Below are 22,555 nucleotides of genomic sequence, written 5' to 3'. Positions count from 1 at the left end.
CGCCGGACGGCTCACCCCCCACAGGAGAGCCGCCCGGCGGACCGGTCAGGATGTGATCGTGATCAGCGCACGGCGTACGCGTCGGTCACGGTCTGGATGACGGAGTTGCCGTTGGAGTCCGTCAGTTCGGTCTTCAGCGTGACCGGCTTGCCGGCCGCGCCCGCGTGGTTCACGGTCGCGGTCCAGCGGCCATCGCTCTGCGAGGTGGTGCCCTCGGTCCAGGTCGTACCGCCGTCGTACGAGTACGAGACCTTGGCGGCGACCAACTCGCCGGGCGTGTAACCCGCGTGACCGGTGACGCTCAGGCCGATCGTCTGACCGTCCTTCGCCGGAAGGGTCTTGAGCCCGTCCGCGTCCAGGTCGTAGTTCGGGAAGAGCAGCGGAATGCCCTGGGAGTAGGCCTTCTCGTCCCGGTGCGAGCGGAACTTCCAGACCGTCTGGGTGTGGGTGGACCGCTTCCACACGGCGGCAGGCGACCCGAACTTCATGGTCTCCAGGGAGAGTTCGTACGCGGCGTCCTCAGCCGGGACGGTGAACACCCCGGACGGCCACCCGGTCTGGCCGATCACCTTGCCGCCGCTGGTGAGCTTCATGCCGCCGAGGTCCCCGAAGGAGCCCTGGATGCCCATGTGCTCGGTATCGCCCCAGAAGGCGGGCGCTACGCCGATCAGGTTGTCCTGCCGTTCGGCGGCCAGTTGGAGCTTGCCGTCGGCGTCGCGCGGGGCGGACGGGGCCGGGATGCCCCGGTACCAGTTCTCCGCCCGCTTCGAGCCTTCGGTGTACGTGCGCGCCTGGTCGGCCATGAGCTCGCCCCAGGGGAAGCTGGAGGAGAGGTAGCGGGTCCAAGCGGTGTCGCCCGCCGAGTAGTACTCGGTGCGCTTGCCGGGGGCGGCGACGGAGTCGGTGGCGGCGGAGAACATCCCGCCGTACGGCCGGCCCATGAGCATCGTGTCGACGTAGTCCGCCGCGGCGCCCATCGCCTCGTAGGTCGAGGTGACCGTGCCGAGCTTCTTGTCCCGGACCTGGTAGGTGCGGTCCGAGGTGACCGGGCCGGTCTCGGGGAAGGCGAGGTTGTAGACGAACGGGCTGACGGCGGTGGCCTTCCAGCTCAGCGTCACCGGGCCGTTGGCCAGGGCGGCCTTCAGCGCGGCGGCCTCGTCCGCCTCGATGCCGAGCGAGGGCACCGGCGCCTGACCGAAGCCGAGCGACGGCTGCCAGGGGCCCGCAGCGCGGCGGTGGGCGATGATCGCCTTCGCGCCCGCGGCCTTCGCGTCACGCGCCAGGCTGTACAGGTAGCCGTCGTTGCCGGCCTCGACCAGCGCGATCTTCCCGGCGACGCCCGCGGCCTTCAGCTCATCGGGGGTGCCGGTGCCGGCGTCGACCAGCGCGGCCTCGCCTGTTCCGTCCAGGTTGACGGAGCCGGTGCTCGCCGCCCTCGGGTGCAGTTCGGCACCGCCGACGACCGACATCTGCTCGATCTGCGGGGCGTACGAGCGCCAGAAGCTGGTGAACTCGAAGTCGCCGTCGCGCGCCTTGCCCTGCACGTCCGCCAGGTAGGTCCGGATGCTCCGGTTGCCGGTGATGGAGCCGGAGTGCAGCCAGGTCCCGTCCCAGCTACGGCCGAAGGCCAGGGTCGTGGAGCGGCTCTCGGAGGCGCGGTCCGCGGTCTCGACCTGGAGCCGGTGCGCCTTGCGGGCGTCGAGCACCAGGGTGGTGTCCTTGGCGACGTCGACCTGGGGCCGGGCGAGGTAGCCGACGGACTCGGTCATGCTGCCCGTGGCGTCCGGCGTGGTGACGAAGCCGGAGACGAAGTACGCGCCGGGGCGTACCTGGTAGACCTGCTCGGCGGTGCCGTCGTTGAAGCGGCGCTCACCGCTGGAGGTGTCGGTGCCGATGACGTCCAGCGAGGAGGAGCCCGTGGCGGGCTTGCCGGCGCGGTCGATCATCTTGACGCGCAGGGTGACGGTCTCCGGCTCGACGTACAGGGAGAACGGGGTGGAGACCTTCACACCGTCGGGCCCGGTGGCGAGTACGCGTCCGGTGACGTCGCCGTACTGGGCGGCCTTCAGGTTCGCGGCAGGGTCGATGTGCAGCGGGACCTTCACGGTGGCCCCGGCCGGGACGGTGACGGTGTTCGCGTCGAGCGCGGCGACGGGGGAGCGGACCTCGGAGCCGTCGTTGCCGGTGACGCCCTGGACCTTCAGCGACAACTTCATCGGACTGGCGCCGGAGTTGGTGTAGGGGAGGTCGACGGTGGTGCGGTCACCGTTGCTCTGCGGCCAAGAGAAAGTGCCGGCCTGGACGGCGGGGGCGCCGACGACCGTCGTGTCGATGGCGGCCTTCACGTCGAGACGGCCGGCGCCGGTCTCGCGCACATCGCCGGGGATGTCGCTCTTCGCGGACGACACCAGAGCGGTCTTGACCTGCTGGGCGGTCCAGTCCGGGTGACGCTGCTTCACGAGGGCGGCGGCGCCTGCCACGTGCGGGGTGGCCATCGACGTACCGGACATCGACTGGTAGGCGTAGATGCCCCGGCCGCCCGCGGCCGCGGCGGAGATACCGACGCCGGGGGCGGCGATCTCCGGCTTGAGGGTGTGTGCGCCGAGCACGGGCCCGAGGCTGGAGAACCAGGCGGTGGAGTCGTCGCGGTCGACAGCGCCGACGGTCAGCACACTCGGGGCGCAGCCGGGCGAGGAGACGGTGTTGTGCGTCGGGCCGGCGTTGCCTGCCGCGACGACGAACAACGTGTCCTTGCTCTGGGCGAGTTTCTCGGCGGCGACGCTCATCGGGTCGGTGCAGTCCGTCGGCTCCGGGCTGCCGAGGCTCATGGAGACGACGTCGGCCTTCTGGTCGACGGCCCACTGCATTCCGGCGATGATCCAGGATTCGGCGCCGTAGCCGCCGTCGTTGAGGACCTTGCCGTTGAGCAGTTCGGCGTCGGGGGCGACACCCTTCTTCTTGCCGTCGCTCGCGGCACCGGAGCCGCCGACGGTGGAGATGGTGTGGGTGCCGTGGCCCTGCCGGTCGTCGGTGCTGCTGGAGTCGGTGAAGTTCTCCGAGGCGGCGATCCGGCCCTTGAGGTCCGGGTGTTCGGCGTCGGCGCCGGTGTCGAGGACGGCGACCTTGGTGCCCTTGCCCGTGTATCCGGCGGCCCAGGCGAGGTCGGCGCCGATCTGCTTGGTGGACCGGTCGAGGGTGGCCTGGACCTTGCGGTCGAGCCAGATCTTCTTGAGACCGGAGGCGGAGCGGGAACGGGTATTGGTGACGTCCGCCCAGAAGTCGGCGGCCTTCGCCTTGTCCGTCTTCAGCGCGATGCCGTCGATGGCGTCCAGCTCGGGGCCGCGCTTCGCGCCGCGCGGGGTGGCGGGCGCGGTGCGGCCCGCGGCGTTGCCGTAGACGGCGATCAGCGGCAGCGCGGTGGTGTGCGCGTCGTCGTAGCCCTGCCGGATGAGTCCCGTGACATTGAAGAGTTCCTCGTCGACCTTGCCCGCGGCCAGCGCCCGAGCGGCGGTGTCGGGGTAGACGTAGAGGTCCTTGCCGGACTGCCGGGTCTGGAGGAGGGGCATGGAGCCGTCCTCGCGGGGCAGTGCGGTGACCGACGCGGCCCCTGAACCGTCCGTGCGTACCAGGACCTTGTCGCCGGTGACCAGGGTGACGGTGACCGGTGTGCCTGCCTTGGCAGCGGTCGTGCTGCCGGTCAGTGGTCTCTTTGCGGTCGGGTCGTCCTGCGGCGCGGCCGCGGACGGTGCGATCGCGGTGACGGCCAGGACGGCGGCGGTGGCCGCCCCCAGCGCCGTGCGCGATATCGGACGCATCGTTCTCCCTAAGTAAAACCGGTTAACTCTGAACTAACGGTGGCGTTCCGGAAGTTGTCGGAGCCGCCGTGGCGCCACATTGGCAGAGCGACGGGCGATACAGGGATGATGGCCACGGCGGGTTTACGCCGTGGCCGCTTTTCGCCGCGACCGGAAGCCCGAGTACGGCGACGACGTGCGGAGTCAGGTCTTCCGGGAGGGGAGCGAGGGATGCTGGGAGCCATAGGTCTCGACGAGATACAGGAGTCGGTGTACCGCGCCCTCGTGGCGGTGGGCGCCGCGGAGGTCTCCGACCTCGCCCACCGGCTGGCGCTCCCCGAGCCGGACACCGAACGGGCCCTGCGCCGGCTGGAACAGACCGGCCTGGCCGCCCAGTCCTCGTCCCGCGTCGACCGCTGGGTGGCGGCGCTGCCCGCGGTGGCGCTGGGGGCTCTGCTGACGCAGCAGCGCCATGAACTGGAGCAGGCGGAACTGGCGGCGGCGATGCTCGCCGAGGAGTACCGGGCGGAGGCGACCGATTCCGCCGTGCACGACCTGGTCGAGGTGGTGACGGGCGCGAGCGCGGTGGCGCACCGCTTCTTCCAGTTGCAGCTGGGGGCGACGAGCGAGGTGTGCGCCCTGGTCACCGGGAAGCCGGTCGCGGTGAGCGGTATGGAGAACGAGGCCGAGGAGCGGGCCGCCACGCGCGGGGTGTCGTACCGGGTGGTGGTGGAGCGCGAGGTGCTCTCACTGCCGTCCGGGATCATCGAGCTGTCGGCGGCGTTGAGCCGTGACGAGCAGTGCCGGGTCGTCGACCGGGTACCGACCAAGCTGGTCGTCGCCGACGGGGCCCTGGCGATGGTGCCTCTGACCGGCCGGGGCGCGGAGCCCGCGGCCCTCGTCGTCCACGCCTCCGGACTGCTGGAGTCGCTGATGGGTCTGTTCGAGGCGGTGTGGCGGGAGGCGATGCCGATCCGGCTCGGCGGGGGCGGTCGGCCGGAGGTGGAGTCCAACGGACCGGACGCCATGGACCTGGAGGTCCTGTCGCTGCTGCTGGCCGGGCTGACGGACGCGAGCGTCGCGAAGCAACTGGATCTGGGGCTGCGGACCGTGCAGCGGCGGGTGAAGGGCCTGATGGAACTGACCGGAGTGTCGACCCGGCTCCAACTGGGCTGGCACGCGTACGAGCGGGGCTGGGTGGCCCGGGAGCCCCAACTCTGACCTGTGGCCGCCTGCGAAGCCGCCCGGCTACGGCTGGACGCGGGCCACGACTCGCGCTCCGCCTTCTGATCACGTGTAATTGAGTCCTGCCGTGGGCCTCTGAGGTGGCAACATGCCGTGTCATGGCAGACGACAGCACCGGTAGGTTTCGGGCAGGCCAGACGGGCCTCATCGTCAGAGTGCCGGACGCGGAGCCGGCCGTGTGCGCATGGCGTGAACGGTTCGATGCGTCCGCTCGAGCAGGGGTTCCAGCACATGTCACGGTGCTCTTCCCGTTTCTCGACGAGAGCCGAATAGATGCGCATGTCTGGTCGGCTCTCGCTGACGTCCTCGGCAGGCATCACGCCTTAGACGTGCGGTTTGAGGCTTGCGGACGGTTTCCGGGGGTGCTCTATCTCGCTCCTGAGCCAGACATCCCGTTGCGGCGGCTCACCGAGGTGATCGCTCGCCGGTGGCCCGAAGCCCCTCCCTATGGCGGCAAGTTCACCGAGGTCGTGCCCCACCTGACCATCGCCGACGGCCAGGACGACGGTGTCCTGGATGAGATCGAAGCCGACCTTCTCGGCAAACTGCCCATCACGTCCAGGGTCTCGTCGGTTGACCTCATGGTGCATGACGGCGCGAAGTGGCAAGAGCGGGCGTCGTTCTCACTCCGTGAACGAAGAGGCTGAGGCTCGGCTGGTCCGCGCCGCTGCGCGCACTGGACCAGCGTGAACCCGATCAGCGGGCTTCGCCCTGCTTGACGACAGCGGGTCCGATTGGGCTTGAGCGTTCATCTGGTTCCGAGCACGGCCGGAGGCTCTGGCCCACCCAGCTCCGCAACAGCCTCTCCCGCTCGGACCCTCGAGGCGAACCGCCTTCCCATGCACGGCCCCATTCCGACATCGCCGCCAGCGTCGTGGCCATCGTCGCGGCGCCCTCCGTGAGGCGGGTCAGGAGGGTGCGGGAGAGGTCGACCTCGGTCTGCGGGTAGCCGACGGCCGCGGCGACGTAGGTCGCCAACTCGTGGTCGCCGTCGGATGATTCCACGCGCACCGTCATCATCGCCGGGGCCTCGTCCACCAGGCCGTGGCTCATGGGCAGGGCCAGCTCCTTCACCGTTCCCAGAGCCAGGTTCTTGACCGCGCCGACCTGCCGCATCAGGGACTTCACAGGGACGTCCGCCACCGTCAGGGCGTTCACGTCCTCCCACAGGTGAAGCCCGGACTGCCCGTCCCCGAGGGCCACCACGCCCTCGGGGGTCAGGCGCACCCCGGGAGCCAGACCGGACGGCTTCGCGCCCATGTACACGTCGCCCTCGGCGATCCAGAACAGGCCCACCATGGCCATGGATTGCTCACTTCTCCCGACGACGGCGCCGCCGTCGTCTCACACATCAAACGATCAGGTCGTCCTCCGCAACGCGCGAAGGAACCGGGAAGTTCCCGCTCGCCTGCCACGTTGGAGGCCAGGGGGATCTCCGGCCGGCCCGGGGCCGCCTCGGTGACAAGGCAGGCGGCGTCACCACCTACCGCAACTCAAGTTCGCAGCACTTAGGGTCTGTCCGGCGGATCCTGCGGCGTCACAGCGTCGAACAGGGGCCAGCCGTCCACCTCCACCGACCCCGCCGCGGGAAACAGTTCGCGGGCCAGCGCCTCGTCCAGCAGCGCCCTTACGCTGCCGGGCGCGTGGAGATTCAGATACTCCCGGTCCGGCAGACGCACCACCGTGCCCTCGTCGAAGTAGTGGTCGGCGATGATCCGGTCGGGTCCCGGCCGGAACACCAGACGCAGACGAGCCCGGCTTCCGGGACGCCATAGCGTCACCGTGCTGCTGCACCCGGGGTAGCCCCGCACCCGATCGTGCCGGTGCCCGAAACACCAGCCGTACATTGTGCTGCCCACCACCATGCGGCGGACCCTGCGCCTGCTCCCCATGGCGGCACTCTGGAGGCAGACCTGACAGGCCGTCTGCAGGGCACGCGGGCTTTGACGAGGACGGGGCCGGCCGCAGGGGGACGCCGTTCGGTCCTCAATCTGTCTGGGCGTCAAGGGAAGCCGCCCGAACGAGCCCGGGCGGTCATTCATGATCATTTCACCGGGATGTCAATCGGAACGCACCATGGCCCGGCGCGATCACCGTACCGTCTGGACCAGACCGGTTATCCATACGTTATCAAATCGTGCGGTGTAGCCGCGTCCGTAACTCCGAACCAGAGAACAGGAAAATCCGTGAGACTCACCCCTCTCGTGATCACCGCGGCTTCCGTCGCACTTGTCTCCCCGGCCGTGGCGCACGCCGACTCGCCCAGTTCCACCACCCCGGCCGCGCCTCGCGTCAGCGTCCCCGGCGGGCGGTACGAGCACGCGGTGGAGCTGAAGTTCCAGGTCGAGCGCGGCACCACGGTCCGCTACACCCTGGACGGCACGACGCCCACCCGTGACAGCCGCGTCTACTCGCCCGACAACCCGCCGCAGATCAAGCAGGACAGCAACGTCACGGCGGTCGCCTTCCAGGGCAACCGGAGCAGCGTTCCGGTGTCGTACGGCTATCTGATCAGGTCTCATGAGAAGCCGCTCGCCCGGTTCGTCGTGATGTCCGATGTGCATGTCGGAGGCCACGCCGGCAACGACGCGAAGTACGAGAGCTTCTTCGACACCATCGGGGCCGTCTTCCCCGATCCGGACGCGATCCTGTTGAACGGCGACATGATCAACGACAACGGCGACGGCAAGGGCCCCGATCACAAGATCGTCTCCGAGATCTTCCAGGCCAACCTCGCCCGCAAGGGCATGACCGGCACCAAGGTGCTGATCTCCAACGGCAATCACGACGCGAGCCTCGCCGCGATACGTGACGGGTACCCCAAGGAGTGGTTCCCCGACTCGGGCGGCGGCTACTACGAGGCCGAGGTGAACGGCCTGCACGTGCTCACGGTCAACACCGAGACGTACAACTCCAACACGGTCCAGCGCACCTGGCTGAAGGAGCGCCTCGCCGCGATCACCGCCGACCCGGCGTACACCGGCAAGCCCGTCCTGGTCCAGGGGCACCGGCCCACCACCGGTACGGTCATGGACGGACAGCAGACGGCCAACCCCCGCCTCGCGGAGGACCTGAGCGCCTTCCCGCAGGCCATCTACTTCTCCGGCCACTCGCACCTGAACATCAACGACGACCGTTCCATCCACCAGCGCGACTTCACCTCGGTCAACGACGGTTCGATGTCGTACATCGAGATGGACCACGGCTACCAGATGGTCACCGAGGACGGACTGGCGAACCGCTTCGAGTCGCCGACCGCGCAGGCACTCTTCGTCGAGGTCTACCAGGACCGTACGGAGATCGCGCGAGTGAACATGGCCGCGGACAAGCACGACATCTACGCCGGCGGCAAGTGGTCGGCGAGCTGGCAGCCGCCGTACGCCAGCGCGGGCACCCTCAGCGGCGCCACCTGGACCGTGCGTCTGAACGGTTCGACGAACCAGGAGATCAAGGACAACTTCCGCTACACCGACGCCGCGCGCAACACCGTGGCACCGACGTTCACCACGCGTCAGCCGTTGTCCCGGGTGAACGACGACAAGGGCGGCACGGTCCTGCGGATCGCCCAGGCCACCGACGACCAGATGGTGCACCACTACAACGTCGACATCACCGACGCCTCGACGGGGAAGTCGGTCGTCTCGTCCAAGGTCTTCTCGGACTACTACTTCATGCCCCGCCCGAACACCCTCGACATCCCGGTGCCGGGCACGGTCGACGGCGCCCAGTATGTGGCCCGGGTCGTGGCCGTGGACGCGTACGGTAACGCCTCACCGTCCGCCTCTCTCACGTTTGGCAAGTAAGCGGGCCCGGGACTGCGGCCACCCCCCACCCTGAGATCCCGCCCCGTCCCGCCCCTGCCCCTGGCCGGGTCGCCCGTCGTGTTCGACCGCGACGAGCGACCCGGCCTCGCTGTCGTACGCCTGATTTGACGTGTTTACGACAAGGCGGCATTACGCCAGGCCGAAACACTTTCCGCAGCTCATGGCCGGTGACACGGTAACGCCGTTCCAACCGATCACTCCTCAGCTCGGAGGGACTCTGATGTTCCGTTTCAGAACGGCGAGCCCGCGCACCGCCCGGCGGACAGCCGCCGCGCTGGTCGCCGCTTTGGCCGTCGGCGGCCTGTCTCTGCCGGCTGCCGCCGCCCCAACGGATGGCAGCGAAGCCTCGCAGTCCTCCCCCCACGACAAGCTCGGCAACCACGACCGGTCGCTGATCGCGCAGTACAAGCGGCAATACCTGGCCCGTAGCGTCCCTGCCGGAGCCCGCAAGGCGGTCCCCGACTTCGTCACCCTGATGCTCGCGGTCAAGGACGGCCGTACCGAAGAGGCCGAGAAGGCCCTGACGGAGCTCGGAGCCCAGGTCACCAGGACGGACCCCGGGATCGGCTACATCAAGGCCAACGTGCCGTTCGCCGACGTCGACAAGGTCGTCGCACTCGACGACGTGCTCCGGGTGGACGTCGACGAGCTGCTCAAGCTGGAGGACACCCGGGTCGACTCCGGCAGGACCGACGTGGCCGCCAGGGCTGCCGCCGCGAAGGAGGCGGGAAACCATCCGGCGGCGCCGTCCGGGGCGACGCCCGACGACAACCCCTACATGCCGACCAACGAGACCGGCTCGGTCGACTTCAAGAAGAAGAACCCGACCTATGACGGCCGGGGCGTCACCATCGGCATCATGGACACCGGGGTCGACCCCACCCATCCCGCGCTGGCCACCACCACGACCGGTGAGCGCAAACTCGTCGACACGGTCACCGGCACCGACCCCAACAACTTCATCGACCTGCTGTTCGACAGCACCTGGTACCTCCTCTCGTCGACGAAGGTCTCCGGACCGACCTTCACCGACCCGGGCGGCAGGGCGACCTGGACCGCACCGGCCGACAGCGACCTGCGCATCGGCGTGAAGTCGGCCACCCTTCCCAACGGCAGCAAGGTCCCCGACCTGGGGGTGCTCTACCGGCCTTCGGACGGCGCCGTCTGGGTCGACACCAACGGCAACCACGACTTCACCGACGAGGAGCTGCTGCGGCCCTTCAAGGAGAACCACCAGATCGCCTACCTGAGCACCAGCAGCCAGCGGGTCCCCTTCACCATCCAGGTCAAGAAGGTCGGCAGCAGCAACTTCGCGGTCAACCTCAACCTCATCAACGAGGCACACGGCACCCACGTGGCCGGCATCACCGCCGCGCGCGGCCTGCTCGACGGCGCCATGAACGGTCAGGCCCCCGGCGCCAAGCTCGTCTCCATGCGGGCCTGCCACGCGCTCGGCTGCTCCAGCGCGGCGCTCACCGACGGCATGGTCGACCTCACCACCAAGTACGGCGTCGACGTCGTCAACCTGTCGATCGGCTCAAGCCCGGCCCTGAACGACGGCCGCAGCGCCATGGCGCTGCTCTACAACCGTCTGATCGACACCACCGGTGTCCAGATCGTCATAGCCGCCGGCAACTCCGGAACCGGCACCAACACCATCGGCGACCCGGCCCTGGCCGACAAGGCGGTCGCCGTCGGGGCATCGGTCTCCAAGGCGACCTGGTGGGCCGACTACGGCTCCGAGGCCGGCTTCGACAAGGGCATCTTCCCCTTCTCCTCGCTCGGCCCGCGTGAGGACGGCGGCTTCGCACCCGGCATCACCGCACCGGGCGCCGCGATCTCCTCCACCCCGGGCTGGCTCGTCTCCGCGCCCGTCGCCGAGACCGGGTACACCCTGCCCGACGGCTACACCATGATGCAGGGGACCTCCATGGCAGCCCCGCAGGCCACCGGCGCCGCCGCACTGCTGCTCTCCGCGGCCAAGCAGAACGGGATCGACGTCACCCCTGCCGAGCTGCGCAGGGCCGTCTACTCCACGGCCGACTACAACGACACAGTGGAGGCCATTGCCCAGGGCCGTGGCCAGTTCGACGTTCCGGCTGCCTGGAAGTACCTGACCAAGGCGGGCAAGGAGATCGCCAAGGGCGTCGCCCGGGCCGACGACGTCACCGTCTCCGCCCCGGTCTGCACCGTGCTCTCCGGCCAGTTGGCCACGCCGAACACCGGCAGCGGCCTGTTCAACAGCTGCGCCCCGGGCAGCGGTGGCCAGAAGGTGGGGGAGTCCCGCACCTACGAAGTCACCCTCACCCGCACCAGCGGCCGAGACGACGCCAGGCCCTACAAGCTCGTCCTCCAGGGCAATGACGGCACGTTCACCGCACCCGAGTTCGTCGCCCTGGAGAAGAACGTCCCGACCGTCGTCCAGGTGACCGCCGCCCCTGCCACCCAGGGCACCCACAGCGCCGTGCTGACCATCGACGACCCCTCGACCCTGGCCGTCGAACAGTCCGCCTACCTGGCCGTCGAGGCCGCCGCCCCGATGACCCCGGGCACCACCTGGTCGGCGGAGGGCACGGTCTCCCGCAACGAGACCGTCCGCTACACCGTGGCCGTCCCGGCCGGCACCAAGAGCCTGACGGTCAACCTCTCCGGTCTCGCCGACGACAGTCAGACCCGCTGGTGGGCCTTCAACCCCGAGGGCGTCAGCGGCGAGTCCTCCGCGGCCGGCACCATCTACTGCTACCCCAACTACTACGACGGCTACGGCTGCAACCCGCTGACGCGCACCTACAACTCGCCCAAGCCCGGTGTCTGGGAGTTCGTCGTCGAGGCCCGCCGCACCACTCCGGAGCTGCGCAACCCCTTCCACCTGGAGGCGTCCATCGCCCAGTGACGACCGCTCCATGACGGCGTGATGACACCGTTTCCGCCACAACGGCCGGAGCGACACCGGACCAGCCGCTGAGCGGCAACCGCGAAAGTGCCTTCCGCACTGGGGTGATGAGGCGTCCAGAGCCTCTGTCACCACAGTGGGAAGGCACTTTCCGCCTATGTCCCTGCAACCCGGAACAGGCAGCCATAGATGCGGTATTGCGATCGAGGTGTAACGCGACCGCGTCGGCAAGACGCAGAAGAAAAGAGAAGTGGGGCGACACCTCGGACGGAATTTCAATGTTCGGGGCGACCGCGCCAACACGACACCTCCCCAGATCGGAATTTCTTGTGAGCAACACAGATCCGGCTTCCGGATACCCCGCGTACCACCAGACCCCGAGTCCGGACCGCTCCATGCGCCGCCAGGCCGCTGGTCGGCGGGCGGCGCTGACGGCCTGCACGATCGCCGACACCGCGGCTGGTCTGCTGGTCCTGTGGATCCTGTTGTTCCTGCTCGACGCGAACCAGGCGAACGTATTCGTCGAGTTCGTGCACGGAACGGCGGACTGGCTGGCCTGGTGGTCGCAGGATATCTTCACAATGGACACAGAGAGCCTACGCGTCGTCCTTAATTATGGTCTTCCCGCGGTGATGTATTTGCTGATCGGGCACGGAATCGCCGCCCGGCTCAACCGGGCCTGAAAGCGCAAGGACCGACTGTGGCACCCAGCCCCACTGAACAAATCCAACTGCTGATCTACGAGGATCTGATACGGGAACGCGGTGACGTTGTCGCGGAGGCTCAGCTGGCAGCAGCACACACGCAGCATCAGGCGATGGAACTGCTCGGCAGACAGGATGCGCCCCCTTCGGCCCTTTACCGGGGTGACCCGGCCGGAGCCGCGGCTGACGATCCCGAGCGGCGCGGGACACTGCCGTGAACTTGGTGCAGACCCGACTGCCGGCCGCCTCCGGCCACCGGTAGTCGGGTCTGGACAGGTCACCAGGTCAGGAGGCGCGGCCGGGTGACGCGGGTCGCTCCTTCTCCTCGTCGACGACGGTCCGTTGCAGGATCGCGGTGCGTTCGGTGACGGTGCCGGGCTCGGCGTCGTGGCCCGGGGCGACTTGCAGACCGCGGCTGCCGAGGTAGGCGAAGGTGTCCCGGTCGAAGATCCACTCGATGCGTTGGCCTGTCTGAGGGTCGAGGCGGGCCAACGCGATTCCGTCGCGGCCGGCGGCATCCTGGGAGTGAGCCACGACCACGACGCCGGGGATCTTCGCCGCGGCGCGGTAGAGGGCGGCGGCGGTTCGCGCGGGCACCAGTTGCTCGCCGACGATGTCGCCGATGGTGGCGAAGGCCTGCTGGTCGCGGTCGCTCTCGCCGTTGGTGCAGGCGTAGATCTTCTTCAGCAGTGCCGCGGGATCGGTGGGCAGTGACTTGGTCTCGTTGTAGGAGTCGCGGGTGACGTCGCTGTCGAGGGTGATGCCTTCCTCGGGCTGGTAGCCGGGTTCATCGAGCCAGCCCTTGCGCCCGTCGGGGGAGAGCCAGACCTCGCGGGCGTGCAGAGGCTGAACCCAGGTGTGGGAGCTGTTGGTGTCCCCGTTCACGTACGTGGTCGTGTAGGACACCTTGCTCTTGACGTAGATGAACTGGTTCGGGCGGGGTGCAGGCAGGGCATCGCGGTCGGCTGCCTCGGCGATGTGCTCGACCGTGGAGGCCAGGGTGAGGTCGGAGCCCGCCTGGATGTTCACGACGGGCGCCGCGACCGGCGCCGGCTCGCCGGGGCCGGCCGGTCCGCCCGCGGTGTTCAGGGCGACGACCGCCACGCCGGCCAGGGCCAGCGCGACCGGGATGCCGATCAGCACGGGCCGACGCAGGCGCCTGCGGGCCGGGCGGGGGGCATCGGCCGGGTCGGGGCCTGCGGCACTGTGGAGTTGCTGGATGTGTGCCATGACGGCGTCCTCGAGTTGGCGGTGACGGTTGCGCGGCAGCTCCGGATCGCCGGGTGCCGGCAGCAGGCGGGCCAGCTCCACGGGGTCCGGCTGTGTGAACCTCGGTGTCGGCTTCATCGGTCCGTCTCCTCTCCCGACCGGGCCGCTGTGGTGCGGCTGCCCTGGTGTTGTCCGCTCCCGAGGACCGGTTTTACCGGCTCGTAGGGGCTTGTCCGGCCTGTAGCCAGTTCTTCCGCGGCGAGCTTGCGCAGCCGGGTACGCGTCCGCGACAGCCGTGAGCGCACCGTGCCCACGGGAACCCCCAGGGCCTGAGCCGCCTCGGCGTAGTTCAGCCCGGACCACACGCACAAGGTGAACACTTCACGCTCGCCTCGTCTGAGGCGTGCCAGAGCACGGCCGGCCGCGGCGAGTTCCTCGGCGTCCGCCATGCGGCCCACGAGTTCGTCGACGAAATCCGGCACCGTGTCCTTGGCCGGCAGGCGGGTCAGCGCGGCCGCGTGCCGGCGGGCGGCCCGCGAGGTGTTGCGCAGCACGTTGACGGCGATGCCCATCACCCACGGCCGTGGGCTCTCGCCCTCGTCCCGCAGCTTCGCGCGAAGCCGCCACGCTTCCAGGAACGTCAGCGAGACGACGTCCTCGGCCGTCGCCCAGTCCCCGGTCACACGCACCGCATGCCGGAAGACAAGCTGCGCATGGGCGCGGAACAGCTCCCGGAACGCCTCTGGATGGCCCGCTCTGATGCGGGCGTGAAGTGAATAGTCCACGCTGCCAGTTGTCCGCATCCGCCATGCCGTTCCGGTGTCCTGCATCACGTCGCGGGCCGGTGACACAGGCGAAACCGCCTGGTGGGGCGAGAAGAGGCGAGGCAGGCCGTGACCCGCCTCGCCCGCCGGACGGCCCCAGCCGTGCGCAGTCCCTCGTACTGGAGACAAGCAACTCCTGGCGCTGGTGTGAGCAGCGCCAGGAGTTGCGTTCTTCGCGTGGTTGAGAGGGTGAGGAGGAGCCGCCGTTCCTCACCCCACGGTCACAGGTACTTCTTCAACTCCCGCCGTGCCAGCGACCGCTGGTGGACCTCGTCCGGCCCGTCGGCGATCATCAGCGTGCGCGCTCCCGCGTACAGCTCGGCGAGCGGGAGGTCCTGGCTGAAACCGCCCGCGCCGTGCAACTGGATCGCCCGGTCGAGGATGCCGACCACCGCGCGGGGTGTGGCGATCTTGATGGCCTGGATCTCGGTGTGCGCCCCCTTGTTGCCGACGGTGTCCATCAGCCAGGCCGTCTTCAGCACCAGCAGCCGCAGTTGCTCGACGGTGACCCGCGCGTCCGCGATCCAGTTGTGGACCACGCCCTGCTGGGCCAGCGCCTTGCCGAAGGCGGTGCGGGACACGGCCCGCCGGCACATCAGCTCGATCGCCCGCTCGGCCATGCCGATCAGCCGCATGCAGTGGTGGATGCGGCCCGGTCCGAGCCGGGCCTGGGCGATGGCGAAGCCGCTTCCCTCCTCGCCGATCAGGTGGGAGGCGGGCACGCGCGCGTGGTCGAAGACCACCTCGGCGTGGCCGCCGTGGGAGTGGTCCTCGTACCCGAAGACCCGCATCGCGCGCCGGACGGTGACGCCGGGCGTGTCGCGCGGCACGAGCACCATGGACTGCTGGCGGCGGATGTCCGGGCCGTCCGGGTCGGTCTTGCCCATCACGATGAAGATCTTGCAGTCCGGGTTCATGGCGCCGGAGATGTACCACTTGCGGCCGGTGATGACGTACTCGTCCGAACCGTCGGAGGCACGTTCGATGCGCGTGGTGACGTTGGTGGCGTCCGAGGAGGCCACCTCCGGCTCGGTCATCGCGAACGCCGAACGGATCTCGCCCGCGAGCAGCGGCTGGAGCCACTGCTTCTTCTGCCACTCGTCGCCGAACTGCGCGAGCACCTCCATGTTGCCCGTGTCGGGCGCCGCACAGTTCAGCGCGGTGGGCGCCAGGTGCGGGGAGCGGCCGGTGATCTCGGCGAGCGGGGCGTACTGGAGGTTGGTCAGCCCGGCACCGTACTCGGCGTCCGGCAGGAAGAGGTTCCACAGGCCCTGCCTGCGCGCCTCCGCCTTCAGCTCCTCCACCACCGCCGGGGTGTCCCACGGCGAGGCCAGCGCGGGCCGCTGCTCCTCGGCCACCGCTTCGGCCGGGTACACGTACTCGTCCATGAAGGCCAGGAGCCTGGCGCGCAGCTCCTCGGTGCGCGCGTCGAACGCGAAGTCCATGTCCGGTCAGCCTTCCTGAAGGGTCGTCAGTCCGTGGTCGATGAAGACGGGGACGAGGTCGCCGATGCGGTCGAAGCCCCGTCCGACCGTCTGGCCGAGCGTGTACCGGTAGTGGATGCCCTCCAGGATCACGGCGAGCTTGAACCAGGCGAACGCCGTGTACCAGGACACGGCCGAGACGTCCCGCCCCGAGCGTTCGGCGTACCGCTCGACCAGCTGCGCCGCGGACGGGTGGCCCGGAGCCTCGGCGGTGGTGGACACCGGCGAGTCGGGCATGCCCAGCGGCGTGCTGTACATCACCAGCAGGCCCAGGTCGGTCAGCGGGTCGCCGAGCGTGGACATCTCCCAGTCGAGGACCGCCGTGATCCGGTCGTCCGGGCCGAGCAGCACGTTGTCGAGGCGGTAGTCGCCGTGCACGACGGCCGGGGCGGGGGAGACGGGCAGCGCGCGCCCGAGCGCCGCGTGCAGCTCGTCGACGCCGGCCAGTTCGCGGTTGCGGGAGGCCGCCAGCTGCTTGCCCCAGCGCCGCAGCTGCCGGTCCAGGAAGCCCTCGGGGCGGCCGAAGCCCTCGAGGCCCACTTCGGCCGGATCCACCGCGTGCAGCTCGACGAGGGTGTCCACCAGCGACAGCACCGCGTTCCGTGTGCGCTCCTCGCCCAGCGGGGCGAGCTGGTCCGCGGTGCGGTACGGGGTGCCCTCGACGAACTCCATCACGTAGAACGGCGCGCCGAGCACGTCCTCGTCCTCGCACAGCAGCACCGTGCGCGGCACCGGCACCCCGGTCGGGTGCAGGGCGCTGATCACGCGGTGCTCGCGTCCCATGTCGTGCGCGGTGGCCAGGACATGGCCCAGCGGGGGGCGCCGCACGACCCACTGCGAGGCGCCGTCCGAGACCGCGTACGTGAGGTTCGATCGTCCGCCCTCGATCAGCCGGCCGGCCAGAGGGCCCCGCACCAGCCCTGGCCGCTCCCGGTCGAGCAGTCCGCGCAGCCGGTCGAGATCGAGTCCGGGTGGGTGGTCGGGGCTCATCATTGCTCCTGGGAGACGAGACGACATCACGTGACCGACCATCATGCCGACTGGTCGGTATGTCGTCCAGTGCCTGTATGCCAAAGTGATCCGTGTCTCGGTCGCCAGTCCTCGTGGAAATCCTGAAGACCAGGATGCGGTACCTGGTCGTGGGCGCGGTCGCCCGCCGCTCCGTCTCGCCGGACCTCAGCGGCCCCGGAGCGGTCGGGGCCGGGCCGCGTCCGCCTGGGTGGCCGAGGCGATCAACTGGTCGACCAGGGCGATCAGAACGTCACGGCACGACTCGCGGTCACGCGCGTCGCACAGCAGTACCTGGGCGTGTTCGGGCAGCGCCAGGGACTCCCGGATCTCGTCCGGCGGGTAGGGGTGCCGTCCATGGAAGCCGTTGACGCCGACGACGAAGGGGATGCCCCGGTTCTCGAAGAAGTCGATGGCGGCGAAGCTGGTCTCCGGCCGGCGGACGTCGATCAGGACGACGGCGCCGAGCGCGCCCACGGCCAGGTCGTTCCACATGAACCAGAATCGCTGCTGACCGGGTGTGCCGAAGAGATACAGCACGAGATCCGAGCTGACCGTGATCCGGCCGAAGTCCAGGGCCACGGTGGTGGCTTGCTTGTGCTCGATGCCGTCGAGGTCGTCGACGCCCAGGCCCGCGGCGGTCAGCGGTTCCTCGGTGCGCAGCGGAGCGATCTCGCTGACCGACCCGACCATGGTGGTCTTGCCGACCCCGAAGCCCCCGGCAATCAGGATCTTCGCTGTGTCGGGGGCCGGCGACGGCCGAGCGGTGGTGTCAGAGCCGGCCAAGGCCATCCCTCACTTTCTGCAGAAGGTCCAGGTCCGGGGTGCGGGAGACCGGGGACGGCCGGTTGACGGTGATCCGTCCGGCCTCCAGCAGATCGCAGAGCATGATCACCACCACGCTCACCGGAAGATCGAGATGGGCGGCGAGCTCTGCCACGGTGATCGGCTCCGCGCACCGCTTCAGGATCCGCGCGTGTTCGGGCTGGGGCCGGACGGCCCGCTCGGGCGGCGGATCCACTGCCGTCACCATCGTGATGAGGGTGAAGTCGGCGCGGCTGGGACGGGTCCGTCCGCCGGTCAGGGTGAACGGCCGAACGAGCCGGCCCGCCGCGTCGCCTCCGTTCACCTCACGCGCCGTTGCCGGACGCGTCGGCACCCGGACGCGGGGCCGCGCTCAGGTGCTCGCCGATCTTCTTCACCAGCATGTTCATCTGGTACGCCACCACACCGACGTCGGCGCTCGGGCCGGTGAGAACGACGAGATGGGCACCCGGTCCGGCCGAGGTGAGAATGAGATAGGTGTGGGCCAGTTCGATGAGCGCCTGCCGCACCGGGCCGCCGCCGAAGTCCATGCTGACGCCCTTGCTGAGGCTCATCAGGCCGGACGCGGTCGCCGCCAGCCGCTCGGCGTCGTCACGCGGGAATCCGGTGGACTTGCTGACGACCAGTCCGTCCTCGGAGAGCACGACGGCGTGGTTGACGTCGGCGACCCGTTCCACGAGACCGGTCAGCAGCTGGTCGAGCTGGGTGTGCGTGGCGGGGGTGGGGCGTGTCATGTAGGTGTCCTTCATGTGCGGTCGGCGGGCGAAGTCGAGGGTGGATGTCCCCCCGGCTCGAACACGGTCGAGGCCTTGGGGGTGGCGGTGCCTGCGGCGGGAACGCGCGCATCGGAGCCGTCCGGTGCGGAGTCGGCCGGTGTGGCGCCGTCCGGTGTGGCGCCGTCCGGTGCGGTGGCCTCCTTCGGGTCGTCGGCCCGCTCCTGGGTGTCGTCGTGCCGCGCTTCGCGTGTGCCGCGCTGGAAGCCGGCCAGCGAGGAGGCGGCGCTTTCGGCGGTGAAGTCGTCGAGGGGGTCGTCCTCGACGACGGGCACGGCCTCTCCGCGCAGCTCGGCGGCCAGACTGCTCTGCGGCACCCGGCGCGGCAGCGGGGAGAGCCCTGGCTCACGTGTCTGTTCCGCCCCGCGTCCGCTGTCGCCCGCACGGGAGGCATTCTGCCCCGCGGACGGCTTCCTCCGCCGGGCGTTGACGGCGGGAGCCGGGCTCTCCCCGGTCCGTTCCGGACGCCCCGGCCCGGGCACCCGCACGGGTTCGGACGGCTGCGGCTGCGCGGGGCCGGCGGCCTCGTGCACCACGATGTCGTGCGGGACGAGCACGATCGCCGTGGTCCCGCCGTAGGGCGAGGAGCGCAGGGTCACGGTGATGCCGTGCCGGGTGGCCAGGCGGGCGACCACGAACATGCCGAGCCGCAGGTCGTCGGCGAGCGCCACCACATCGAACTGCGGGGACACGGCCAACTGGGCGTTGAGCTGGGCGTAGTCCTCTTCGGACATACCGAGGCCGCGGTCCTCGACCTCGATGACGAGGCCCTTGGCCACCATCGCCGCCCGTACTCCGACGGGGCTGGGGGAGGCGGAGTACGCGGTCGCGTTGTCGATGAGTTCGGCCATCAGATGGATCACGTCGGCCACCGCGGGTGGGGCGAGATACACCTCCTCGTCGGTGTGTACCTCCACCCTCTGGTACTCGGCGACCTCGCCGACGGCGCCGCGCAGGATGTCGATCAGCGCGACCGGCTCGGTCCAGCTGCGCCGGGGCTGCTCGCCGCTGATGATGACGAGGTTCTCCTCGTAGCGGCGCAACTGGCTTGCCGTGGAGTCCAGTTCGTACAGGCCCTGGAGGACCTCCGGGTCCTGGTGCCGCCGTTCCAGCGCGTCGAGCTTGCTGAGCTGAAGGTTGATCAAGTTCTGGCTCTGCCTGGCGATCCCGAGGATCACCTTCTGGAAACCGCGCCGCGTGTCGGCGAGTTCGACCGCGGTGTGTACGGCCGTACGCTGCGCGGCGTTGAACGCCTGGGCGACCTGGCCGAGTTCGTCGGTGCCGTAGTCCAGCGGCGGCGTCGCGGAGTCCACGTCCACCTTCTCGCCCCGCTCCAGCCGGGCCACCACATCGGGCAGCCGCTCCTCCGCAAGGCGGAGCGTGGCGATCCTCAGCCCCAGCAGCCGCCGGGACAGGGACCGGGTGATCCGCCAGGACATGCCGACGCACAGGACCAGGGCGGCCAGGCCGGCCGCGCTCAGGACGGCGGCCTTCAGCAGCAGCTCGTACGCCCGGTCGGCACTGCGGTCGAGCAGCGCGGCCGTCTGCTGCCGGATCAGCGTCGAGTACTGGACGGACAGCTTGTCGATCGCGGCGCCCCAACGCTCGCGCGCGTCCGGCAGCGCGAACCCGCGCGCGCCGGTGGCCTTGCCCCGGGCCGAGAGCACCCGGTCCTCGACGGCCTCCAGCGTCCGCCACTCCGCCGACTGCAGGATCCGTTCGGTCTGCGTCTTCGTGCTGCCCTGAAGCGAGGGGACGATCTGGTCCTCGACGAGCCAGCGGCGGGTGTGGACCAGTTGGGCGAACCTGTCCCACGCCTTCTGGTCCATGTGCCCGGACGACCACGCCAGGGTGAGCTGTGCGTCCTCCTGGGAGACCAGCTCCGCGGCATGCTCCAGCGCCACGAGCGGACCGGCCTGGGAGGTGAGGTCGCCGTCGTCGACCTGTGAGAGCTCCTGGAAGGCGTGGATCTGGTCGTCGATGATCGCGGTGTACTGGTCCAGGGCCTGCTCACCGGTGATGTCCGTCGGTTTGTCCACCTGGCCCCGGTAGTACTCCAGGCTGCCCACCGACGCGACGACCGAGTACATCCGGTTCTTGATGCGGGCGGGGGCCTGCCTGATCGAGTCGGCCTGGCCGACCAGCTCGGCCACTGCCTTGTCCGTGGTGCTGCGCTGCGCGTCCAGAGCGGCCCGGGAGCCGTGCGGGGACGCCAGCCACGCCGCCGACAGCCCGCGCTCCAGCTGGAGGGCGAGCGCCGCGTCGGTGCCCATGGCGCCGGTCGACCTGCTCAGCGCTGTCTGTGAGCGCAGCCGGAGGCCCTCGGAGAACATCTGGGTCGTGGTCACACCCCACATGGCGGCAAGTGCGACGGTGGGGACCAGGGCCAGGAGGACCAGTGAGAGCCGTATCGAACCGAGACGGCGCCGGGAACCTGTCGGTGTCCGTGGAGACATCATCGTCCTAGAGCGATCTGCGGGAAGACGGGGACGGGGGAAACGAGCGGGCGGGGTGACGGCGCGTCCGGTACGGACCGGGAAGCGCGGGGGACGCCGTCCGCGCAGGTGACCGGGCGGACGGAGAACGACCGTGTCGTCATGTCACCGGCGCCCCGTACACGGCATGTCCTCAGCGCGTGCCGCCGGCGGCCGGCTTCGCCACCGACGCGACGTTCGCCTTGGTCACGAAGGCGGGGCCGGTGAGCACCGGAGCGACGCCGCCACCGCTCACATTGCCGTTGGACTTGTAGAGCCAGAGCGCGTCCACGGCCAGATAGCCCTGGAGATAGGGCTGCTGATCCACCGCGAACTGCACATCTCCGTCCTGAACCGCCTTCACCAGGTCCTTGTTCAGGTCGAAGGTCGCGACGTGTGCCCTGCTGCCCGCCTTATGGACGGACTTGACCGCGGCCAGCGCGAACTGTGCTCCGTTGGTGACCACTTCGTCGATGTCGGGATCCAACCGCAGCCGGGCTGCGACCGATTCGGTCAGGGCGTCCATGTCGGTGCCGTCGCTGTAGAGCATGTCGGTCCGGCCGCCGAAGGCCTTCTTCACACCGGCGCAGCGTGCCTCCAGCGAGATGTTGCCCCGCTCGTGGATGACGCACAGGGCGTGCTTGGCCCCCAAGCCGTCCAGCTTGTCCCCGACGGCCCGGCCCGCGACGCTCTCGTCCTGGCCGAAGAACTGCAGCACACCGCTGGAACGCCAGGACCCGATACCGGAGTTGAGCCCGACCACGGGTATGCCCGCCGCCTTGGCCTCCGCGATCGGCCCCTTCATCGCATCCGGCTTGGCCAGCGTCAACGCGATGCCGTCGGCCCCTTCCCGGATCGCGTCCCGCACCAACTTCGCCTGCCCGGCGGCATCGGCGTCGCTCGTGTAGGTCAGCTCGACGCCGTCCTTGGCCGCGGCCACCTCGGCGCCCTTGCGGACCAGTTGCCAGAAGGCGTCTCCCTCGGCCCCATGGGTGACCATGGCGACCTTGAGCCCGGACCCACCGGATTCCCGTGCACCCGACCCGGACTGCGAGTCGCCGGCGCCGGAGCAGCCGGTCATGAGCAGGCAGAGGGCGGCGGCCGTCAGCGCGGTGCCGGGGGCGGATCTGCGGTACTTGTGCGAAGGGGGGGTCTTCATGAGGGTGCGGCACCTCACTGTGCAGCCGAGCATGGAGCAAACGGGGGGAGGACTTGGGCAGAGGGCCGACGGACGTACGACCGGGCGGGTGGCTCTCGTTGAGCCGGAGCCAACCGCGTGTGACGTCCGGTAGTCAAGTGAGCGGCGACCTGTCGTGGCTTGTTGCCGCCGCATTGTGATCATCTGCCTTTTGTGACGGCACGGTTGAGGTCCGGTACGCGCCGCGCGCTGGACGCCCGCGCGTGAGCGGCCAACCGGCGAGGTGAGCGCGCTGAGGGCGAGGAGGACGGCGGAGGAACCGGAGTTCGTCGGGGCCCAGTTGACCCTGCCGGTCCTTTC

Annotated in this window: 18 protein-coding genes; 6 read left to right on the top strand and 12 right to left on the bottom strand. The window is 69.7% G+C overall.

Translation table 11 applies throughout. The features are described from left to right. Positions 1 to 62: 62 nt before the first annotated feature. Positions 63 to 3,815, bottom strand: coding sequence for a S8 family serine peptidase (locus tag ACIQFZ_RS23090; RefSeq protein WP_383058275.1), 3,753 nt, complete (start codon positions 3,813 to 3,815; stop codon positions 63 to 65). 210 nt (positions 3,816 to 4,025) lie between these two features. Between ACIQFZ_RS23090 and ACIQFZ_RS23085 the strand changes: the two genes are divergently transcribed. Beyond that, positions 4,026 to 5,015: a helix-turn-helix domain-containing protein gene (locus tag ACIQFZ_RS23085; protein WP_365419411.1), complete on the top strand. Its 990-nt coding sequence runs from the start codon at positions 4,026 to 4,028 to the stop codon at positions 5,013 to 5,015. A gap of 122 nt (positions 5,016 to 5,137) precedes the next feature. Then, positions 5,138 to 5,686: a 2'-5' RNA ligase family protein gene (locus tag ACIQFZ_RS23080; RefSeq protein ID WP_402692027.1), complete on the top strand. Its 549-nt coding sequence runs from the start codon at positions 5,138 to 5,140 to the stop codon at positions 5,684 to 5,686. A 49-nt stretch (positions 5,687 to 5,735) separates the two neighbouring features. Here the strand turns inward: ACIQFZ_RS23080 and ACIQFZ_RS23075 are convergent, their stop codons facing one another. Both ACIQFZ_RS23075 and ACIQFZ_RS23070 read right to left on the bottom strand, forming a co-directional pair. Continuing rightward, positions 5,736 to 6,344, bottom strand: coding sequence for a hypothetical protein (locus ACIQFZ_RS23075; protein WP_402692026.1), 609 nt, complete (start codon positions 6,342 to 6,344; stop codon positions 5,736 to 5,738). A 203-nt stretch (positions 6,345 to 6,547) separates the two neighbouring features. Beyond that, positions 6,548 to 6,904: a hypothetical protein gene (locus ACIQFZ_RS23070; protein WP_402692025.1), complete on the bottom strand. Its 357-nt coding sequence runs from the start codon at positions 6,902 to 6,904 to the stop codon at positions 6,548 to 6,550. Between the two features lie 321 nt (positions 6,905 to 7,225). Here ACIQFZ_RS23070 and ACIQFZ_RS23065 point away from each other — a divergent pair, with 321 nt between their 5' ends. The 4 genes from ACIQFZ_RS23065 (at position 7,226) to ACIQFZ_RS23050 (ending at position 12,678) form a co-directional block, all read left to right on the top strand. Then, complete coding sequence (locus tag ACIQFZ_RS23065; RefSeq protein WP_402692024.1) at positions 7,226 to 8,842, top strand: metallophosphoesterase; 1,617 nt, start codon at positions 7,226 to 7,228, stop codon at positions 8,840 to 8,842. A gap of 241 nt (positions 8,843 to 9,083) precedes the next feature. After that, complete coding sequence (locus ACIQFZ_RS23060) at positions 9,084 to 11,756, top strand: S8 family serine peptidase (RefSeq protein ID WP_402692023.1); 2,673 nt, start codon at positions 9,084 to 9,086, stop codon at positions 11,754 to 11,756. A 329-nt stretch (positions 11,757 to 12,085) separates the two neighbouring features. Beyond that, the gene (locus ACIQFZ_RS23055; protein WP_402692022.1) at positions 12,086 to 12,439 is read left to right on the top strand and encodes a hypothetical protein; all 354 of its coding nucleotides are present in this window, start codon (positions 12,086 to 12,088) and stop codon (positions 12,437 to 12,439) included. A 17-nt stretch (positions 12,440 to 12,456) separates the two neighbouring features. Then, positions 12,457 to 12,678: a hypothetical protein gene (locus ACIQFZ_RS23050; RefSeq protein ID WP_365419431.1), complete on the top strand. Its 222-nt coding sequence runs from the start codon at positions 12,457 to 12,459 to the stop codon at positions 12,676 to 12,678. A gap of 67 nt (positions 12,679 to 12,745) precedes the next feature. Here ACIQFZ_RS23050 and ACIQFZ_RS23045 read toward each other — a convergent pair whose 3' ends face one another. The 9 genes from ACIQFZ_RS23045 to ACIQFZ_RS23005 form a co-directional block, all read right to left on the bottom strand. Beyond that, positions 12,746 to 13,807 carry a CU044_5270 family protein gene (locus tag ACIQFZ_RS23045; RefSeq protein ID WP_402692021.1) on the bottom strand — a complete coding sequence of 354 codons (1,062 nt, stop codon included), beginning with the start codon at positions 13,805 to 13,807 and terminating at the stop codon, positions 12,746 to 12,748. Beyond that, positions 13,804 to 14,454 (bottom strand): RNA polymerase sigma factor, encoded by a 651-nt coding sequence (locus tag ACIQFZ_RS23040; RefSeq protein ID WP_365419437.1) that lies wholly within the window; start codon positions 14,452 to 14,454, stop codon positions 13,804 to 13,806. Before ACIQFZ_RS23040 ends, ACIQFZ_RS23045 begins: the two co-directional genes overlap by 4 nt. A 260-nt stretch (positions 14,455 to 14,714) precedes the next feature. Then, entirely contained in the window at positions 14,715 to 15,938 is a 1,224-nt protein-coding gene (locus ACIQFZ_RS23035) for an acyl-CoA dehydrogenase family protein (protein WP_365419440.1), read from the bottom strand. Between the two features lie 6 nt (positions 15,939 to 15,944). After that, the gene (locus ACIQFZ_RS23030; RefSeq protein WP_365419443.1) at positions 15,945 to 16,967 is read right to left on the bottom strand and encodes a phosphotransferase family protein; all 1,023 of its coding nucleotides are present in this window, start codon (positions 16,965 to 16,967) and stop codon (positions 15,945 to 15,947) included. 186 nt (positions 16,968 to 17,153) lie between these two features. After that, the gene (locus tag ACIQFZ_RS23025; protein WP_361422247.1) at positions 17,154 to 17,771 is read right to left on the bottom strand and encodes an ATP/GTP-binding protein; all 618 of its coding nucleotides are present in this window, start codon (positions 17,769 to 17,771) and stop codon (positions 17,154 to 17,156) included. After that, a complete protein-coding gene (locus ACIQFZ_RS23020) occupies positions 17,758 to 18,114 on the bottom strand; it encodes a DUF742 domain-containing protein (RefSeq protein WP_376406429.1) in 357 nt (118 codons plus the stop codon). The genes ACIQFZ_RS23025 and ACIQFZ_RS23020 overlap by 14 nt, the downstream gene beginning before the upstream one ends. Position 18,115: 1 nt before the next feature. Continuing rightward, a complete protein-coding gene (locus tag ACIQFZ_RS23015; RefSeq protein ID WP_365419449.1) occupies positions 18,116 to 18,544 on the bottom strand; it encodes a roadblock/LC7 domain-containing protein in 429 nt (142 codons plus the stop codon). Positions 18,545 to 18,555: 11 nt separating this feature from the next. Continuing rightward, positions 18,556 to 21,039, bottom strand: coding sequence for a nitrate- and nitrite sensing domain-containing protein (locus ACIQFZ_RS23010; RefSeq protein ID WP_402692020.1), 2,484 nt, complete (start codon positions 21,037 to 21,039; stop codon positions 18,556 to 18,558). Positions 21,040 to 21,211: 172 nt separating this feature from the next. Continuing rightward, positions 21,212 to 22,216, bottom strand: a complete 1,005-nt coding sequence (locus tag ACIQFZ_RS23005) for a substrate-binding domain-containing protein (RefSeq protein ID WP_365419451.1) — start codon at positions 22,214 to 22,216, stop codon at positions 21,212 to 21,214. Positions 22,217 to 22,555 lie beyond the last annotated feature (339 nt).

It is taken from the genome of Streptomyces sp. NPDC093064, from assembly GCF_044754605.1.
GTDB lineage: Bacteria > Actinomycetota > Actinomycetes > Streptomycetales > Streptomycetaceae > Streptomyces.
This window is presented reverse-complemented; position numbering and strand designations above follow the sequence as displayed.

Excerpts from the sequence above, each read along its gene's own strand:
- ACIQFZ_RS23090 (WP_383058275.1), bottom strand. The coding sequence starts at position 3,815 with ATGCGTCCGATATCGCGCACGGCGCTGGGGGCGGCCACCGCCGCCGTC.
- ACIQFZ_RS23085 (WP_365419411.1), top strand. The coding sequence starts at position 4,026 with ATGCTGGGAGCCATAGGTCTCGACGAGATACAGGAGTCGGTGTACCGC.
- ACIQFZ_RS23080 (WP_402692027.1), top strand. The coding sequence starts at position 5,138 with ATGGCAGACGACAGCACCGGTAGGTTTCGGGCAGGCCAGACGGGCCTC.
- ACIQFZ_RS23075 (WP_402692026.1), bottom strand. The coding sequence starts at position 6,344 with ATGGCCATGGTGGGCCTGTTCTGGATCGCCGAGGGCGACGTGTACATG.
- ACIQFZ_RS23070 (WP_402692025.1), bottom strand. The coding sequence starts at position 6,904 with ATGGTGGTGGGCAGCACAATGTACGGCTGGTGTTTCGGGCACCGGCAC.
- ACIQFZ_RS23060 (WP_402692023.1), top strand. The coding sequence starts at position 9,084 with ATGTTCCGTTTCAGAACGGCGAGCCCGCGCACCGCCCGGCGGACAGCC.
- ACIQFZ_RS23045 (WP_402692021.1), bottom strand. The coding sequence starts at position 13,807 with ATGAAGCCGACACCGAGGTTCACACAGCCGGACCCCGTGGAGCTGGCC.
- ACIQFZ_RS23035 (WP_365419440.1), bottom strand. The coding sequence starts at position 15,938 with ATGGACTTCGCGTTCGACGCGCGCACCGAGGAGCTGCGCGCCAGGCTC.
- ACIQFZ_RS23030 (WP_365419443.1), bottom strand. The coding sequence starts at position 16,967 with ATGAGCCCCGACCACCCACCCGGACTCGATCTCGACCGGCTGCGCGGA.
- ACIQFZ_RS23015 (WP_365419449.1), bottom strand. The coding sequence starts at position 18,544 with ATGACACGCCCCACCCCCGCCACGCACACCCAGCTCGACCAGCTGCTG.
- ACIQFZ_RS23010 (WP_402692020.1), bottom strand. The coding sequence starts at position 21,039 with ATGTCTCCACGGACACCGACAGGTTCCCGGCGCCGTCTCGGTTCGATA.
- ACIQFZ_RS23005 (WP_365419451.1), bottom strand. The coding sequence starts at position 22,216 with ATGAAGACCCCCCCTTCGCACAAGTACCGCAGATCCGCCCCCGGCACC.